The sequence below is a fragment of the Hydrogenoanaerobacterium saccharovorans genome (genome assembly GCF_003814745.1).
Taxonomy (GTDB): domain Bacteria; phylum Bacillota; class Clostridia; order Oscillospirales; family Ruminococcaceae; genus Hydrogenoanaerobacterium; species Hydrogenoanaerobacterium saccharovorans.
In genome coordinates this window covers 1,785,987-1,803,557 of record NZ_RKRD01000001.1, presented here as the reverse complement: position 1 = coordinate 1,803,557, position 17,571 = coordinate 1,785,987, and the positions used below count along the sequence as shown (strand labels likewise).

The window sequence follows — 17,571 nt, the reverse complement described above, 5'->3', positions numbered from 1 at the left end:
CCTGCAAAGGCATCCCTTATATATGGGGGCAGATGGGTGCTGGTGTGCCCTGCGGTCTTCAAAACCGTTGCAGGTAGTGATTGCTGCCTGGGTGGGTTCGATTCCCACATGCTCCCGCCAATACAAAGTCTATTGTAAAAACAAAAAAGCCTGCAGAAAGCTCTGCAGGCCAGTTGCGACACATTATTCCACAATGATGCTGTGTTCTGTTTTATCCACAACCTCGCCGATGATGCGTGCCCAAGGGGTACGCTGCTGCAACTCGGCAAGCATTTCTGTTGCCTCTTTTGCAGAGACCGAAACCAACAACCCTCCCGCGGTTTGCGGGTCCGCTAATATATCCCGCATACTGCGTGCCACACTGTTGTTTATCTTTACCTTTTCGTACAGGTAGTTCATGTTGGTGTATGCACCTGCAGGTATAATCCCCATTTCTGCTAGCTCTACAGCAGTGGGCAGTACGGGTATTTCGCCAGAAAACAGTTTGATACTGCGCCGAGAACCATCCGCCATCTCAAAAGCATGCCCAAGCAAGCCAAACCCTGTTACATCGGTGCAGGCATGCGCATGGTAACGCGAAACAACCTCACAGGCGGCTTTGTTCAGTGTAGACATGTTTTCAACCGCAAGCCTATAAGCAACGGCATCTGCCATATCTGCTTTTGCAGCAGTTGTAAGAATGCCAATGCCAAGCGGTTTGGTTAATATCAGCAAGTCACCTGTTTGCGCGCCGCTGTTTTTGAGTATCTTATCGGGGTGTGCAAACCCGCTGACGCACAAGCCGTATTTGGGTTCGCTGTCTTCAATGGTATGCCCGCCAGCAATAATAGCACCCGCTTCACGCACTTTGTCGTAGCCGCCCGCTAAAATTGCCTGTACCGTTTCCTGCGGCAGGCAAGACGGGTAGCAAAGCAGATTCATTGCAAGCGTTGGCGATGCACCCATAGCGTAAATATCGCTTAGCGCATTGGTGGCGGCAATCTGCCCATACATGTATGGGTCGTCTACAATGGGCGGAAAGAAATCCACCGTTTGAATCAGAACGAGTTCATCACTTATTTTATAAACACAAGCATCGTCGCTGGTGTCGAACCCTACAATTAAGTTTTGGTCGGAGAATTTTGGTAAGTTGCACAAAACTTGTGCAAGGACACCTGGTCCAATCTTGGATGCTCAACCGGCGCTTTTGGTCATTTGTGTTAAACGCATATCCTTCATCTCAGACATATTTTACCCTCCCATCAAGATTATTTGTATTCTATCTTACCCCATTCTTACACGAAAAACAAGAACACGTTTACACGAAAGGACGTTTATTATGGATTTTAAGCAACTAGAGGCGCTTGTATGGGTAGCCAAACTGGGCAGTTTTTCTAAAGCAGGCGAGCAGCTTTTTCTTACCCAGCCTACCATCAGCGCCCACATCAGCAGTTTAGAAAAAGAACTAGGTATGCGTTTGATTGTGCGCACAACCAAGGCAGTTTATCCTTCTCAAGAGGGTACAAAACTGCTCACCTATGCCACTGAAATACTGCGCCTGCGCGATGAAGCTTATGCCGCGTTGGCACAAACCAGCAGCAGAACGCCAAAATTATGTGAGCTGTTTGGAATTGACTTAAACAGTAAACGTGTTATTTCTTTGGTAGGCTCTGGTGGTAAAACCACTTTTTTGTTCGCACTTGCAAATGAGCTTGCAAAACAGGGCAAACGTGTTGCTGTTACCACTACCACCCATATTTTTAGGCCTGATCCACAGCAATGTGCCTATTTAATAACAGACGGTGATTTAGAAAAGATAGATATCGCTTTAAAAGAGCACCGCTTTGTAACGGTTGGCGCTCTTGAAGAAAACGGTAAATTGTCGGCACCTGCAGAAGAGCTGATTCGCTATTTACACAAGTCGGTAGACTTTCTGCTGATTGAGGCAGATGGTTCCCGTTGCCTTCCTATTAAGGTCCCTAATAACCGTGAACCGGTTATCTATTCGGGTACCGACCAAATCATTGCAGTGGGGGGGCTTTCATGTCTGGGCAAGCCAATCGGGTTAATTTGCCACCGTGCCCCCATCGCACAGCAGCTGCTGAATGTAAAAGATACCCACCAAATAACAGCACAAGATATGGCGAAGCTGCTTTATCACTCTTACGGCAACTACGGCGCTATGCTAACGGTAGTGCTCAATCAAGCGGATAACGAGTTTTTGCGAGGGCAGGCGGGAATCATTGCAGGTCTGCTGATGCAAGAAGGGGTTCATCGGGTGGCGGTTACCTCGTTCTTATCAAAACAATACGAATACTATTCTCAGAAAAGAGGTACTGTAAAATGCTGATTTTAATAAAAGGCGCGGGCGATTTGGCAACCGGTGTGGCATGCAGGCTTAAAATGTGCGGGTTTGATGTAGTGATGACTGAAACTGCAAAACCCACTACAGTCAGACGCACGGTTGCATTCTCTCGTGCGGTGTACGAGCAAAAAGCCGTGGTGGAAGGTATTACCGCGAGTTTGTGTACGAATTTAGGTGAGGTATGGGAAACTCTCAGGCAAAATGAGGTTGCAATTGTTGTTGACCCCGAAGCTGAAATTATCAAAGAGCTGCACCCTCAAGCGGTAATAGATGCCATCATTGCAAAAAAGAACATCAACACATCCATCACCGATGCCCCTGCTGTTGTGGCACTTGGGCCCGGTTTTACAGCAGGCGTCGATTGTCACGCTGTTATCGAAACCAAACGCGGGCACAACCTTGGGCGTGTGCTTTATAAAGGCAGTGCAGCCGCTAACACCGGCATACCGGGCAATATTGCAGGCTTTACGAGCGAACGTATCTTACGTGCTTGCTGTGACGGTATTTTTACACCTGTTGCGGATATAGGCGATATGGTTAAGGCCGGCGATGTTGTAGCAACTGTGGGTTCAAAGCCCGTTTATACCAATATTGATGGAATCGTGCGGGGGATGCTGCCCCCCAATACCCCTGTTTTTGAGGGGATGAAAAGCGGGGATGTTGACCCGCGCGGAATATACGAATATTGTTTTACAGTTTCAGATAAGGCACGCGCGATTGCCGGCGGTGTGCTTGAAGCGGTTCTTCACATTACAAATGAGGTGAATAAATATGAATAATTATCAGTTTTACAAAGAAGTTGCACGTTATATTCGCGATAAAGGCAGTGTACAGCTTTATACCATCATTTCAGGTGAAAATGCAGGGCAGAAAGCACTGCGTACAAGCGAAACTCTGCTTGCACAAAATGATTTACTGCTCCCATTTTGGCATAGTGCAACGTCAGACAGCCGCTTCGAAAATGCACCATGTACCGCTGAAATAAATGGTATCCAGGTTCTTGCCGAAAATTTAGTGCGCCGCCCGCGGCTGGTTATTTGCGGAGGCGGGCATATTTCGCTGCCTCTTGCGCAAATCGGCGTAATGCTCGATTTTGAAGTCACCGTCATCGATGACCGCGAGGAGTTTGCCAACATCCAACGTTTTTCAACGGTTCACAACGTAATTTGTGCCGACTTTAAAAGTGCCTTTGAACAGTTGGAAAGCAACCCCAACACCTATTATGTTATCGTTACGCGCGGGCATTCAGCCGACCGCCAGTGCCTTGAGGAGATATTGCACCGTCCGTATGCTTATGTGGGTATGATAGGCAGCAAACGCAAGGTTGCAGTGGTTATGCAGCAAATGAAAGAAGATGGCTATAGCGAAGAACAGCTTGCTCAGGTGTATGCACCCATCGGGCTTAAAATAGGTGCACAAACCCCTGCCGAAATTGCAGTTTGCATTGCGGCAGAATTGGTGCAAGTTCGCCGTTCGGGTTTTGCCGAAGGCTGTATGGAGGACAGCATGCTTGAGTGCCTTGATAACATAAATCAGGCGGAGATGATGGCAACCATTATTACCAAAAACGGTTCGGCACCTCGCAGCACAGGCGCTAAAATGCTTCTTGATGCGCAGGGGAAAATCCTCAGTGGCAGCATTGGCGGAGGGGCAGGCGAGGGGCAGATATGTGCTATGACGGCAGACGTCATCAAATCCGGTAAACCTCAAATTTCTACCTGCAACATGACCAATACCGATGCCAAACAGGCGGGCATGGTGTGCGGCGGCACGCTTACCGTATTTATGGAGCCGATAGTTTGATAACATATCAAACATAAAAATCGTTGTACTGCTTTATAGCTTCCACTTTACTCTTTGCTATTTGATATGAAGGATAATAATGGAATATGTTATATTATGCTTGCAATCATCCCATTTGTATGGTAAATAAATAGTATATTATATTAGGAGAATTTTTTTGAAAAGAATACTGTTACTGGTAATCGCGATTGTTATTGCACTGTCTGTGGTAGCATGCAAAGATAAAAATTCAGGCAGCCAATCGGCGAGCTCTTATTCATCAGAAGAAACATTAATTTCTGCTTCGTCAGAGCCAAAAGACGAAGAAACAGCCCTTTTCCAGCTGGGATTAATGACGACCGATAAGAAAACTATGAAAGTTGGCGACACCCTTGGTGACTGGACTTTAAGCGATTTAGAGATTGAATATGATGGGGCAAATAAAATCCAAATGCTAGAAGCACTGTTTAAAGGCAAAGTTACCCTAAAAGGTACCATTACCCGTAGTGGACTTATGGATGTAGGGTATGACTTTACTGTATCCGAAGAAGATAGAGCAAAAATGCCGCATTACATTTCTGATGAGATGGAACAGAAAGATGAGTTTATGTTTATGCTTACTATTCCGGAAAATGTTGCAAATGCACCCAGTTTGCAGCACGGCGAAAACCAAGAGTGCAATATAACTATTAGCGACTACCGTTTTATCTTTGCTTACATGACAGCGCCTGACAGTGCCACCGTTGAGAAAATAGGCATTTAGTAATGTGACTTTGCTTTGTTTGTAATAAGAAGTATGCGAATAAGGGCATCCTCGTTTAGCAAAACGAGGATGCCCTTAAAACATTCTTTTATAAGTCCTAGCAGTGTGCCCACATTTTAAACGTTAACAGCTGTATCATATCACACAAACTGTTCTTTTTGCACATCATAAATTCCGCGTGTAGTTAACCTCAATTCGGGGATGACTGGAAGTGCGGTAAAGGAGAGTGTAATAAATGGGTCGATATTCGGGTTGACGCCCATGTTATGCGCCAACTCTACCATGCTATGCAGTGTGCTGTTTACCTGTTCAAATCCCGTATCGCTCATTAAACCCATGACAGGCAATGGAAGTGAGGCAACTACTTTACCTCCGCCTGCAATCGCATAGCCGCCCTGAGTACGTACCAGTTCGCGAACAGCCAGCAATATATCAGTGTCGTTATCACCTGCAACAATGATGTTATGGCAGTCGTGCGATACACTGGAAGCAATCGCTCCGCCTTTGATACCAAAGCCTTTTATTGCGCCGATACCGATGCGCCCGCTTGCTTTGTGGCGCTCGATTACCGCAATCTTGTTGTACTCTGCATTTGGAATAAACTTGCCATCCTTTTCAGGCAGCACGGCGTCGATGCGCTTGGTGAGTATTTGTCCATCAATCAACACGATTACAGGGAACGGTTTATCTTCTGCATTCAGTACAAAGCTGCTTTCGTCAAGTGCAGCAACATGTACGCTCTCGCGAATTGCACCATAACAAGGTAGAACTTCTGCCTTTGCAGGTGTGGTGTTTTCACTTACCGCAATACCTTTGTGATATACGCGTGAAATTTTCACTTGCTCCAAATCGTCCAGCACAACGATATCCGCTTGATAACCCGGGGCAATGGCACCGATGCCGTCAAGATGATAACATGTTGCGGCGTTGATTGTTGCCATCTGTATTGCATGCACAGGAGAGATGCCAAGGGAGATCGCTTTTTTTATGCAATGGCTGATGTGCCCTTCACGCCGTATCTCCTCAATATGCTTATCGTCAGTACAAAAGCAAAAGCCGTTGGTGTCAATGTTGTTTTCTACAATACCGCGAACAATTGCCTCCAAATTTTTTGCCGCTGTGCCTTCTCGTATTAGTATTTGCATTCCGTCACGGCGTTCTTTCATTGCATATTCAAAGTTACAGCACTCGTGGTCGGTAGCAATACCCGCCAGTGAATAGGCGGCGAGGTCAAAATCTTGTAAAAACGGAGCGTGTCCATCCAATATTTTATGGCGGAACAACTCCAACTTTTCGTACATTGCTTTGTCTGCCGTTACCACACCGCGGTAATCCATTACTTCACCAAGCCCCAGTATACGTGGGTGATTTATAAATCCTTTCATATGCTCTGCTGTAAGTTTGCAGCCGTTGTCTTCAAATACGGCAGACGGTACACAGGACGGCATCATCACAAATACATTTGCGGGCACTTGTTCGGTTTGCTTTAATATGTACTCAACGCCCCTCAATCCGCACACATTTGCGCTCTCGTGCGGGTCGGCAATATAAGTTGTTGTGCCAAATGCAACGGCATTAGCAATCAGTTCAGGGGGGGCTACCAGTGTGGATTCAAAGTGCAGGTGCGAGTCAATAAAGCCGGGGCAAAGTATTTTACCGCTCATGTCTTGTTCCAACGCACCTTCATAACAACCTACACCAACAATGATTCCGTCCGAAATTGCAACATCCGCGGTAATGATTTCGCCCGAAAATACATTAACAACGCCGGCATTTTTCAAAACTAAATCAGCTTTTTGTTTTCCCAATGCAATCTGAGTGAGTTTTGCAAATTGCTCATATTTCATATCACAACCTCCTTATAACTGTATATATTATATATAAGTATTACTATATAGTATATTCTGTTTTTACAGAAAATCAACCCAATCACTGTAATTATAAAAAATCCCATTGCTTTAAGTATCAAGCAATGGGAAGATAAGATTTTTATTTGTCTGCAATTTCTCCGGCTTTAGTAAGGCTGATTTTTACAATAGCCGGCCCTACTATTTCATAAATAAGTGTACCGCAAAGTACAACAGCGCGTATTGTATCTGCATATTCCGGTACTACAGTTTGTGCCACAAACGTCAAACCGATGGCAACACCTGCCTGAGGGATCAGTGCAGGACCAAGATATTTACGAACGGTAGCAGGTGCCTTCATAATGGCACCACCAGCCCATGCGCCAAACATCTTACCGGCAACACGCAGAATGATATAAATAACACCTACAACTCCGATTGACGGCAAAATCGAGATGTCCAGCCCTGCGCCCGAAAGCACGAAGAACATCATAAACAATGGGGGAGTAACCATGTCGGTAATCTTCATTGCATCTTCAGAAGCGTCTGAAAGATTAACCAAAACAGCGCCCATTGCCATACACGTTAGCAAGGCGGATACATTGAGCATTTTTGCACACGTAATTGTCAAAAATACAAAAGCGGCACTCAGGTTTAAGTGGTTGGCTTGGCTTTTGAAAAATTTTAGCAAAAACGCGAATGCAAGTCCTAATAAACTGCCTGCCACTAGGGTGATAACCACTTCAAAAATGGGGTCTAAAATCGACATAGCCAAAGAGCCGGCATTGGGTGAAATAATACTTTTTGCAATGGTTACAGCAAAACCGAATGCAATCAAAGCCACGGCATCGTCAAGTGCCACAACGCTTAGCAGGGTTTCGGTAACAGGCCCTTTTGCCTTATACTGCTTGATAACCATAATGGTTGCAGCAGGTGCGGTAGCGGCTGCTATTGCGCTAAGTATTAACGAAAACGGCAATTTAAAGCCTGCCAGCAAAAGGCCGCCCAAAACAAACCATACTGCACACAAAGCTTCCAAAATTGCAATAACAATAGGGGTAAATCCTACACGCTTAAAATAGCTGATTTTAAATTCACTGCCTATCGAAAAGGCAATAAAACCCAGTGCCATGTCCGATATCATAGTCAACTGCGATACTGTTTCGCCGGGGATCAACCCCAAAACGGAAGGACCAATTAACAACCCCCCTATTAAATATCCGGTTACATTTGGCAGTTTAACCAGTTTGGCAAGTTTACCAAACAGTAAGCCGGTCAATAAAATAACAGCGAGATAAAAGAATACATCTAATTTCATATTTGCCTACAGCCTTTTCAGTTAAGTTTAATTCCTTTTGTAAAGTCAACAGGTACGGTAAATACGATACCCGTGTCTGGTTTAGAAAGATCACCGACAACCAGCTCGATTGCTTTCACTGCAATTTCTACCTGATCTTCCGGCAGTACCGCAAACAGTGTTCTGCTTTCTACACGTTCTGGGTTTAAAATTGCACGCAAAGAACCAAGAAACGACCCACCGTACTCCGAAAGGGTGTGAGCCATCCCGTTGCTGTTCAATATGGTTGCACCGCTGATTCCGTCATGCGAAAAACGTTCAAGCAGCGGTTCCAGTGTTTCAATTTTGTTTAATACAAACACTAAAAGTTTCATTGCTCTAACCTCCTATAGCTGTGAATTGGCACAGCTGTTTTTTGTATGGAATTACTATAACATTCTATCACTTTTAGCAGAAATGCACAATGCCTAATGCTCAAAAATAAGAAGATATTCAGGCAATTTTTTTCTTAAGTACCTTTTTTAACCCTTGAACTAGCTAATTTGGTGTGATAGAATGAATAAGTATGAATTCTTTACATGAGAGGACGATTTTAGATGTCTGGACATTCCAAGTGGAGTACCATCAAGCGGAAAAAAGAAAAGACTGATGGTGCACGAGCCAAGATCTTTACCAAAATAGGCAGAGAAATTTCGGTTGCAGTCAAAGAAAGCGGTGCCGATCCAAATAATAACAGCAAACTGTATGACTTGATTGCAAAAGCCAAAGCCAACAATGTCCCTAATGATAACATTGACCGTGCGATTAAAAAAGCATCCAGCGAAGGCAATAAAAACGATTACGTTGATATGGTTTACGAAGGATATGGACCTTGCGGTGTAGCGGTAATTGTAGAAGCATTAACAGATAATAAAAACCGTACAGCAGGGGATTTGCGCCATTATTTTGATAAATTCGGCGGTAATCTTGGACAAACCGGTTGTGTATCTTTTATGTTTGAACGCAAGGGAATTGTCGTTGTTGAGAACAATAAACTCAGCGAAGATAAAGTTATGGAAGATTGCATGGAGGTTGGCGCAAACGATTTTCATTTTGAAGAAGATGCGGTGGAAATCTCCTGCGAGCCCAATGATCTCCATATCGTAAACAAAGGGCTTATTGAAAAGGGCTACAAGGTGCTTTCTGCAGACGCTGTGATGGTACCCTCCACTTATACAACCATTGATGATCCCGATTTGCAAAACAAGATGTCGCTGTTGCTCGATCACCTTGAGGATAACGACGATGTTCAGCAAGTGTTCCATAATTGGGAGATGCCTGATGAGCCGGACGAAGACTAATATAAATGTCTTAAACTTTTTAAAGATGTATCAATAATAATACAATGCTAAAGTATAGCAAAAATTACGCCTCTTTAACACGCTGCTCAGTGTGTTAAAGAGGCGTTTTTATATTAGTAAGTGAATACAACACTGTTAAAACACGAGCTGAATTTAACCAGTACTTTAACTTGCTTTTTCTGTGATGTATTCGAGATTTTCATTACCATCTTTTCCGTTATAACTGATTACATAACTGTATTCCGTACCATCTTTAGTCGTGATTGCAATTCTGTAAGCGGGTGCACCTTCGGGGCGCAGTGCTTGCATTGCCAATGCAAAATCGTTTGCAGGTTTGGGGTTCTCATATACTTTTTCTACATCAAACAAAGTTCCGTCCGCCTCTATATCCTGCGAATAAATCGCAATACCGCTGCGATTGTCTTTGGGTATTACAAAAATGATGTTTTCGGTTTGCTGTAATTTTAAAGTCTCATGAGGCTGCAAAATTTTTATTTGTTCATCCGTTGCAAAGTTGACCACCAACGCAACTGCCTGTTCAGGCGGGGTTTGTACTAGTTGGTTGAATTTTTTATTATTGTAGTCTATCTCTATGACGGAACTGCTGTTTTTACTTGTTGTGCAGCCAGTAAACAAGAGTAGCAAAAACAAAATAGATAGTGCTTTTTTCATGACAACCTCCTTACAATATTTCGAATATCCTTTATATCTTTCCTCATAATTCATGAAATATTTTAATTTTAAAAACAGCAGAATAATAACAAACAAATGTGTTTATTATAAGCCTTTATAATAAAATGAGCCTTTATCAACTGTCTGGCACCAAAAAGCCTGTTCTAAAATGCGTACTACGTCTGCACGTTTGGCTCGTCCATTTACCGCTTTAACAGCTTCAGCAGCAACAATTAAATGGTTTGCATTCTCTTTAAAATACTGCTGCAATGCAATCTGGAGTTCCACATCAGACATTGACGAGGTGTTTTTTGTATTTGTTTTTGCAACGATAAACTCTCGCGGATTTGCCTTTCGGTATGTCTCAAATACAGTTTTGATTCTGCTTGATAAAAGCGAGGAAATATCCGGGCGTTTGCTTAACAAATGAAACGGACATTTAAGTAAATCTTGCATTGTTTTATATTTCAATTCATTGCAATAATCCAAAAAAGGGGCATAAATCTCTTTGTTGTATACTTCTTTAATTTCGCTCATAATTTTGAAGACCTCTCCTTAAAAAAATTGTACAAATAATAATTATATATGATTGTGCATTTCAGTGCAACCGGTAAAACAAAATACAATAAACGTAGGTTTATCTGCTCTGCATTTTGGTAAAGCTAATACAGAGGTGATTATGATGAAAAATTATGCTAACGGTTCTCAAATGCCAATGGGATTGGGAATGGCGCTCGCAAAAAATTTAGATGCAATGAACTATTTTGCCACGCTTTCACCTGATCAGCAGCAACAGGTTATCAATCATACTCATGTAATCCAATCGAAAGAGCAAATGCAACAGTATGTGCAGCGGTTGGCAGAAAACAAATTGGATCTTTTCTGAGTAACCTCCGGTTCACCGGAGGTTTTTTTATGCCTTAAATTTAATAAGTACTTATACTAAAATGCATCAGCATCAGATTTAGATTTCATTTATCAACCTTATTTAAGCGGATGTTTTTTGCAATAGCCCATTACTATACCATAAATAGTGGGGGATGTGTTGTTTGAAGGAGTATTTTATGAAACAAAAATTTATTTTTTAATATTATATAATAATGCCAACTTCAAAAAGATTATATTACAGAAAGGGTGAAATAAATGAATCGATCATTTGCAAATACCAATCTATTAAGTCCTTTGGACTCAATAAGAAAAAACAAAGGTGTTGATGCACTTAGGGTATATTTTTATAAAATGGGAAAAACAAAAAAATCAGAGGCAAGCAGATTGATTAACGACAGCCGATTGCATTTTTATTCGCTGTTTTTACTTATCCAACAGATTAAAACATTGGACTTCTTTCCACACTTAAATACACGAAATAAAACTGCTTTGAGTCTTTGCGGTAAAATTTTAAAAGATGAAAGGCTTGTTTTGATGAATGCCGGTATACCAACGCCCCCCAACAGCAGTCAAAACCAAGCAGTTCTAAAATGGATGCTTGCTTCCGGTTCTGATGACGACGGACTTAGTGATGATTTTGATGAGATTTTAGATGCTGCTGCATCGCTTTTGGTTGTACAGTATAAGGATAAAACCATTTTGCCGCTCATAGCAAATATGATTTTTAAAAGGAATAAACAAGGCGCATACTGCCACGAGTTGATTTGGTGTTTTTGCCAAAGCCGAGACCCCAATTCCCTGAAACTCATTTCACAATATCTTGATTCTGGTGATAAAAAAGATGCTGAGCTGTCACGTAAAATTCTACATTATCCCAACCCCCAAAGTAACAATCCAAGTACAGAAAATTACAGCAATCAAGCTTATCAGGGTTGGCTAAAAGACAATTTTGATTATTTATACTTTACAAGTGAGAGCTTCCAGCAATCCAGCGAACCCGAGATATGTTGCGTTGATTTGGGTGCAAAATATTTGGGCAAAAAAATAGCACCCCATAACAGACAAATGCTTGCCCCGTTGAACAAAAACGAACAGGAGCATTTGGATGAGTTTCATCAATTGGATTACGATGAACAAGTGAATTTATGCAATTTTGCGCATAAGGTTCATAAACAAAATCGGAGCTTACAAAATAAATGGAGCAGCTACCCTGTGAGTAAACAAGTACATCTTGCCCAGAGCGGGTTAGGAGGTATTCGATGGTTATAATATCAAACAGTCCTTTGGATACAGAGGCTTTGGAAGAAAAATATAAGCCAAACAATGTGGAAAAAGAAATTATAAATACGCTTTCATCAAGCGATAAAAAATATTACTACGATTCACTGGATGAATTTGTTTTTGAACTGAGACTGAGAAATGAAATTGTAAAATCTGCAATTGAACTAGACAAAAGCCAGTTAGGTTTTGCTGTTTTTCGCAAGAGCAAATGCAACGAGGCGTATTGGGAACGGACTCAAGAAGGAGGTTTTGTTTTAAAAAATGGCGCAAAGCCAAGCGATGCAATCGGTGATATCTATTTAAACAGTTCAAAGTATGCAACAGAATGTGCAACGGCGATGATGATTATTTATTATAAAGCGCTGCTGAATATTTACCCTGAAGAACTGTTTAACAAAGTGTTCCCAAAAATCCACCTGATGAACTGGCACTATATTGACAAACTGCTTAAAGAAGTTGGATATATGCGAAAAAGGTCAGATTATTTGCTGGGAGACCGCAGATATTTTTCGAACCCCGACGTAGACCCTTTGACACCGCAATGGAAAGGCGAAAATGTAATCGACTTAAATGGCGAACTTTACTATGGGCATGGTATCGGTATTCATAATGCAAAAACTATTATTAAAGTGTTAAACGACAACAGAAAAGAAGGTGCACAACAATCTGCTTATTTGCTTGATTCAGCGGGCAGACCGAATTTTAAAAACCTATATGATATTTACTATAAATTTCAAAATCCTTCCATATAACACCTTATAATAAATTTGCAATAATAATTGAAAATAGGATAAGTTTTTACATACTGAATTTTAGTTTATGTAGTTTTAAGGACATCTTATGATATTGACAAAAAGAGTGCACTCCATTATGGCTTGCACTCTTTTTGGTTGATTGAATTTTATTTAGAAGCGTTGCAGCCTGCAATTCTGCCGAATACAGTAATATCGGCTAAAGCGTTACTGCCAAGGCGGTTGGTACCGTGGATTCCTCCGGTAACTTCGCCTGCTGCGTAAAGCCCTTCAATTACCTTGCCGTCTTTATTAATTACCTGAGCATTTGTGTTGATTTTTACACCGCCCATCGTGTGGTGCACTGCGGGAACAGCCTTTATTACATAGAACGGAGCTTTTTCAACTTTAGAAGGCATACTCCGTTTGTTAAACTCTGGGTCTTTTCCTGCATCTACATATTTGTTGTAATTTTCAATTGTCTTTTTAAATTCAGTTGAATCAATTTTAAAGAAATCAGCTACTTCTTCAATCGTATCGCCTTTTACAAGAAGTTTGTTGTCATAGAGATATTTTATTTCAGCAGCATGATTTTCTTCCAGTTTGCTTTGTTCATAACCGTTTTGATCCACAATTTCGTAGCAGCAATGGTCGGTTTGTGCTTTAATTGCCATCGACATAACGTCACGTCTACCGAGTTCCTCTACAAAACGTTTGCCTTCTTTGTTAACAATTACGGTATGACCGTATAGTCTTGCGTCATCAAAGTACAAAAGGGTACCTGTAAGCGGATCGCAGATAGGGTAAGTCTGAATATATTCCATCCCTACAAGCTCGGCGCCTACTTTTTCTGCCATAACAATGCCATCGCCTGTGCTGCCTACAGAGTTTGTTGAAAGAATATTTTCGTCAATTTCAGGGTTATACTTCTTTCTCATTTCAATGTTTGAACCAAATCCGCCTGTAGTAAGGATGACCGCTTTGTTTGTTTTAAAAGTGTAATTTGCATCGGGGCCTTCTGCCTTAACACCAACTACTTTTCCGTTTTCATCGGTAATAAGCTCGGTTGCAGGTGTATTGCAGAGTACTTTAATACCAAGTTCTTTTGCTTTTGCCTGCTGTTTTACAATGATTTCCTGGCCGCTTGCTCCTTTTGGAATAAGGCTTCTTTTAACAGAGTGTCCGCCGAAGAACATCAGCTCGTTTTCCCACTCAACGCCTACGACATCTCTCAGCCATTTTGCCCCGTCAAGTGCACCGTTTGCAACTACTTTAACCAGTTCGGGGTCGTTTTTATTATCTCCGCCCTTCAGCATGTCCTCAGCCATTTGCTCGGGGTTATCTTTAATATTTTCTTTTTCCTGAAGCCAGTTTGCAGGGGCTGCATATTCTGCGCCAGAAATAAGTGTGTTGCCGCCCGGTACGGGGAGCTTTTCAAGGATGATAACATCGGCTCCCGCCATTTTTGCTTCAATAGCAGCACTGAAGCCTGCGCCGCCGGCACCTATAACAACAATATCATGTGTTTCTTCAACGTCTTTTTTTTCTGCTGCATCGGCAGTTGTGGCGTTAACTTTTTTCAGCAGTTCAGGTGTTGCACCTGCCGAAGCCAATGCGGCGTTTACTGCCTCTAAAAAGCCTTTTGAGGTTAATGTACAGCCTGCAACAGTATCTACTTCGGTGCTGTTTTTTTCAATTATGCTTTGGGTGAGTGTTTCCATAGCTTTGTCAAAGCCTTGGGTTTCTTTGTTTTCAAGCACCTTTATGTCGGTTACAGCGCTGTCTTTAATTGTTACTTCAACCTTGATTGTGCCGCCTTTACCGGTACCTTCGCCGGTGTAGGTGCCGTCTTGAATGCCGGCTTGTTCCGCTTGCGGTTTAGGTGAGCCGCATGCGGCTAAACCCAGTACCATCAACAATGCCAGTGCTAATGCAATTAGTTTTTTCATAATTCTCCTCCTGCAATATCTGTTGTTAAATAATTAACTAACAAATACAGTATATCATAGCCGAAGGTGAAAGTATTTGCATTACATTTCTTTTTCTTGTACTTTGCTGTATAATAAAATAACGACAAAATTTGGGGGCGTGATTGATTGTCGCTAAAACTTAAAATTATAATATGCTTTTTAATGTGTATTCTGTTTATTTTTTTGCCGTTGTTTTATTTAATCGAATCTTATTTTAAGCCGATGAATATGAAAAACGCAGAACATCAAATTACGCAGCTTATCGACTCAAAAGCCAACGAAATAGGTTCATGGCTCAATCAAAGAGTGAGCGAAATAAGAATTATAAAAGAATATCCATACTGCAAAGAGCTGGATTTTAACCAATTAAAACCCTACATCATTAATCTGAACAAGATATTGAATAAAAATTACGGTAACAGTACAGAAACCTTTGCCATAGGCGGTTTGGACGGCAAAGGCTGGATAAACGATAATATAACAATTGATGTATCACGGCGCCCCTATTTTAAAGAAGCAATGGCTACCAATCAAGAATACGTTATAAGCAACCCCGTCATTTCGAAATCAGACAACAACCATATTTTTCTTATTTGTTATCCCATCCACAACACAAAAGGTGATAAGGTGGGCTTTATCAATGGTGCCGTCAACCTTGAGCTGCTTTCTCAAATAACAAAAGAGATTGAACTATATGATGGCTTTTCTTGGATTATGAACAGGGAAGGCGAAATCTATATGTCGTCCGACAAAGTTTTGCCACAGCATAGCGTTACAAGTGACATGCTTTTAAAATCCGTTAAACAAAGCAATGGTTTTACTTCAGGAATTATACACTTGAATGAATTTTCTGAAGTGAATTCCACTGTTTTCTATTCTTCTGTTCCATATGCTAAAGATTGGATACTCTGTACGATGATTGACAATAACAAGATTCTTGAACAAACAAATCAGCTGATTAATCTTCTTTTGATTGTGTGCCTGCTTTTGTTTATTGTTTCCATCTTGTTATCCGTTTTTATTTCCTGCTCCATTACACGCCCTGTAGAGCGCCTCAAGTATCACATGCTTCAAGCTGCTTCCGGTAATCTGGATACTGTTTTTGAAAGCAAAAGTCATGATGAAATATCTGTTTTAGGCAAGGTTTTCAATCAAATGATTATTGCAATCAAAAATTTGATCAGCCAAATTTACAGTATACAAACTCAAAAGCGCCGTGCAGAATTAAGAGCATTGCAGGCACAGATTAATCCGCATTTTTTATACAATACGTTAGATACCATACAGTGGAAAGCATTAAGCCGCAATGCATGTGATGTTGCCGATATGATACAGCTTCTTTCGCAATTTTTTCGCATTTCGCTCAGCGGGGGAAAAGAATACATAACGGTGGAAGAAGAAATTGCCCATGTTACTTGTTATTTAAAAATACAAGAAATACGTTACAACGACAAATTAAAGTACGAAATTGATGTTGACGAAAGTGTAAAACAATATTTGATACCAAAACTTATTATTCAGCCCTTGGTAGAAAACGCGATTAATCACGGCTTGAAACCAAAATCCAATCGAGGAACCATTTCGATTTCCGTCAAAGAAAAAAACAATTCTCTTTGCATCTCGGTTTCGGATGACGGAGTTGGATTTGACGAACAAAAGCTAAAACAAATACGCCATAATATGAGCGCCTTTTTGGAATCTGACCATTACGGACTCTATAATATCAACGAAAGGCTTTCCATAGCCTTTGACGAAAAGTACAGTATTACCGTTTGTAACAGACCCGATTTTGGGGCACAAGTGCAAATAGAAATACCACATATATGCGAGGGATTTGAATGTTAAGGATATTGATTGCAGATGACGAAGAAATTATCCGAAATGGCTTAAAAAACCTGATTGAAAGCAGCGGACTGGAGGTTACTGTTGCAGCCCTTGCCGAAAACGGAGAGCAAGCGTTGGAGGCTGTTGAAAAATACAGCCCTGAGATTATTTTGATGGATATTAATATGCCATTTTTAAGCGGACTTTCGGCGATTGAAAAAATACGCGAGATTGATAAAGAATGCAAAATTATTATTATTTCGGGGTATGGTGAATTTGAATATGCGCAAAAGGCTTTGGATTTAGGGGTGTTTTCTTATCTTCTAAAACCGATAGACTATCGTAATTTTAAAAATATTTTAGCAAATGCAATCGACTCCTACTGTAACCGTATTTGGGAGATGAACCAAATCAAAGACGATAGCAATGCAACAGAAAGTTGCAAAGACATTGCACTATCTGCGCTAAATTATGTAAGAGACCATTTTACCGACAGTACAATTTCTCTTAATAAGGTTGCAGAAACATTCCACATCAGCCAGTCGTACTTAACCAAAATTTTTAAACAAAAAACAGGCTATACTTTTACCGATTATCTCAACAATCTGCGTATTTTAACGGCAGCTAACTTAATAACACAAGAAGAAAAAAGCTATACAATGAGCCAAATTTCAGAGATGGTAGGCTATAGCAGCCCGCACTACTTTAGCCGCGCGTTTAAAAATTACATCGGTGTATCGCCCAACAAATATCGCACCACCAATTTGAATAAAAACTAAAAGCCGTTTGTTTCAAAAAAATACCGAGGTGTGCACAATGCTGCATACCTCGG

17 protein-coding genes and 1 tRNA gene are annotated in these 17,571 nt (G+C 41.3%); 11 read left to right on the top strand and 7 right to left on the bottom strand.

Annotation, left to right across the window (positions count from 1 at the left end):
* Positions 1-24 precede the first annotated feature (24 nt).
* Positions 25-120: transfer RNA gene (locus EDD70_RS08480), tRNA-Sec, on the top strand.
* Between the two features lie 63 nt (positions 121-183).
* Here the strand turns inward: EDD70_RS08480 and selD are convergent.
* Positions 184-1,218, bottom strand: coding sequence for a selenide, water dikinase SelD (gene selD / locus EDD70_RS08475; protein ID WP_092754413.1), 1,035 nt, complete (start codon positions 1,216-1,218; stop codon positions 184-186).
* 100 nt (positions 1,219-1,318) lie between these two features.
* Here selD and yqeC point away from each other — a divergent pair, with 100 nt between their 5' ends.
* The 4 genes from yqeC (at position 1,319) to EDD70_RS08455 (ending at position 4,889) form a co-directional block, all read left to right on the top strand.
* Complete coding sequence (yqeC, locus tag EDD70_RS08470) at positions 1,319-2,329, top strand: selenium cofactor biosynthesis protein YqeC (RefSeq protein WP_092751079.1); 1,011 nt, start codon at positions 1,319-1,321, stop codon at positions 2,327-2,329.
* Positions 2,323-3,123, top strand: coding sequence for a selenium-dependent molybdenum cofactor biosynthesis protein YqeB (gene yqeB / locus EDD70_RS08465; protein WP_092751081.1), 801 nt, complete (start codon positions 2,323-2,325; stop codon positions 3,121-3,123). The genes yqeC and yqeB overlap by 7 nt, the downstream gene beginning before the upstream one ends.
* Positions 3,116-4,147, top strand: coding sequence for an XdhC family protein (locus EDD70_RS08460; protein ID WP_092751083.1), 1,032 nt, complete (start codon positions 3,116-3,118; stop codon positions 4,145-4,147). The genes yqeB and EDD70_RS08460 overlap by 8 nt, the downstream gene beginning before the upstream one ends.
* A 157-nt stretch (positions 4,148-4,304) precedes the next feature.
* Positions 4,305-4,889, top strand: coding sequence for a hypothetical protein (locus EDD70_RS08455; protein ID WP_092751085.1), 585 nt, complete (start codon positions 4,305-4,307; stop codon positions 4,887-4,889).
* Positions 4,890-5,029: 140 nt separating this feature from the next.
* On the opposite strand, the gene ade is transcribed toward EDD70_RS08455, so the two are convergent.
* The 3 genes from ade to EDD70_RS08440 all read right to left on the bottom strand — a co-directional run bounded on the left by ade (position 5,030) and on the right by EDD70_RS08440 (position 8,407).
* Positions 5,030-6,736 (bottom strand): adenine deaminase, encoded by a 1,707-nt coding sequence (ade, locus tag EDD70_RS08450; RefSeq protein ID WP_092751087.1) that lies wholly within the window; start codon positions 6,734-6,736, stop codon positions 5,030-5,032.
* Between the two features lie 142 nt (positions 6,737-6,878).
* Complete coding sequence (locus EDD70_RS08445) at positions 6,879-8,054, bottom strand: cation:proton antiporter (protein WP_092751089.1); 1,176 nt, start codon at positions 8,052-8,054, stop codon at positions 6,879-6,881.
* Between the two features lie 17 nt (positions 8,055-8,071).
* Entirely contained in the window at positions 8,072-8,407 is a 336-nt protein-coding gene (locus tag EDD70_RS08440; RefSeq protein WP_092751091.1) for a hypothetical protein, read from the bottom strand.
* 222 nt (positions 8,408-8,629) lie between these two features.
* Here EDD70_RS08440 and EDD70_RS08435 point away from each other — a divergent pair, with 222 nt between their 5' ends.
* Positions 8,630-9,373, top strand: a complete 744-nt coding sequence (locus EDD70_RS08435) for a YebC/PmpR family DNA-binding transcriptional regulator (RefSeq protein ID WP_092751093.1) — start codon at positions 8,630-8,632, stop codon at positions 9,371-9,373.
* Positions 9,374-9,538: 165 nt separating this feature from the next.
* Here EDD70_RS08435 and EDD70_RS08430 read toward each other — a convergent pair whose 3' ends face one another.
* Both EDD70_RS08430 and EDD70_RS08425 read right to left on the bottom strand, forming a co-directional pair.
* Positions 9,539-10,045: a hypothetical protein gene (locus EDD70_RS08430; protein WP_092751095.1), complete on the bottom strand. Its 507-nt coding sequence runs from the start codon at positions 10,043-10,045 to the stop codon at positions 9,539-9,541.
* A 105-nt stretch (positions 10,046-10,150) separates the two neighbouring features.
* Positions 10,151-10,582, bottom strand: coding sequence for a hypothetical protein (locus EDD70_RS08425; RefSeq protein WP_092751097.1), 432 nt, complete (start codon positions 10,580-10,582; stop codon positions 10,151-10,153).
* A 142-nt stretch (positions 10,583-10,724) separates the two neighbouring features.
* On the opposite strand from EDD70_RS08425, the gene EDD70_RS08420 reads away from it, so the two are divergent.
* The 3 genes from EDD70_RS08420 (at position 10,725) to EDD70_RS08410 (ending at position 12,966) form a co-directional block, all read left to right on the top strand.
* Positions 10,725-10,931 carry a hypothetical protein gene (locus tag EDD70_RS08420; protein ID WP_123811030.1) on the top strand — a complete coding sequence of 69 codons (207 nt, stop codon included), beginning with the start codon at positions 10,725-10,727 and terminating at the stop codon, positions 10,929-10,931.
* A gap of 353 nt (positions 10,932-11,284) precedes the next feature.
* A complete protein-coding gene (locus EDD70_RS08415) occupies positions 11,285-12,202 on the top strand; it encodes a hypothetical protein (RefSeq protein WP_123811029.1) in 918 nt (305 codons plus the stop codon).
* Complete coding sequence (locus EDD70_RS08410) at positions 12,193-12,966, top strand: protein-glutamine gamma-glutamyltransferase (protein ID WP_092751103.1); 774 nt, start codon at positions 12,193-12,195, stop codon at positions 12,964-12,966. Before EDD70_RS08415 ends, EDD70_RS08410 begins: the two co-directional genes overlap by 10 nt.
* Positions 12,967-13,115: 149 nt before the next feature.
* Here the strand turns inward: EDD70_RS08410 and EDD70_RS08405 are convergent, their stop codons facing one another.
* Positions 13,116-14,894 (bottom strand): flavocytochrome c, encoded by a 1,779-nt coding sequence (locus EDD70_RS08405; protein WP_092751105.1) that lies wholly within the window; start codon positions 14,892-14,894, stop codon positions 13,116-13,118.
* Between the two features lie 147 nt (positions 14,895-15,041).
* On the opposite strand from EDD70_RS08405, the gene EDD70_RS08400 reads away from it, so the two are divergent.
* On the top strand, positions 15,042-16,760 hold the full coding sequence (locus EDD70_RS08400; protein ID WP_092751107.1) for a cache domain-containing sensor histidine kinase: 1,719 nt from the start codon (positions 15,042-15,044) through the stop codon (positions 16,758-16,760).
* Positions 16,754-17,518 (top strand): response regulator transcription factor, encoded by a 765-nt coding sequence (locus EDD70_RS08395; protein WP_092751109.1) that lies wholly within the window; start codon positions 16,754-16,756, stop codon positions 17,516-17,518. The genes EDD70_RS08400 and EDD70_RS08395 overlap by 7 nt, the downstream gene beginning before the upstream one ends.
* Positions 17,519-17,571 lie beyond the last annotated feature (53 nt).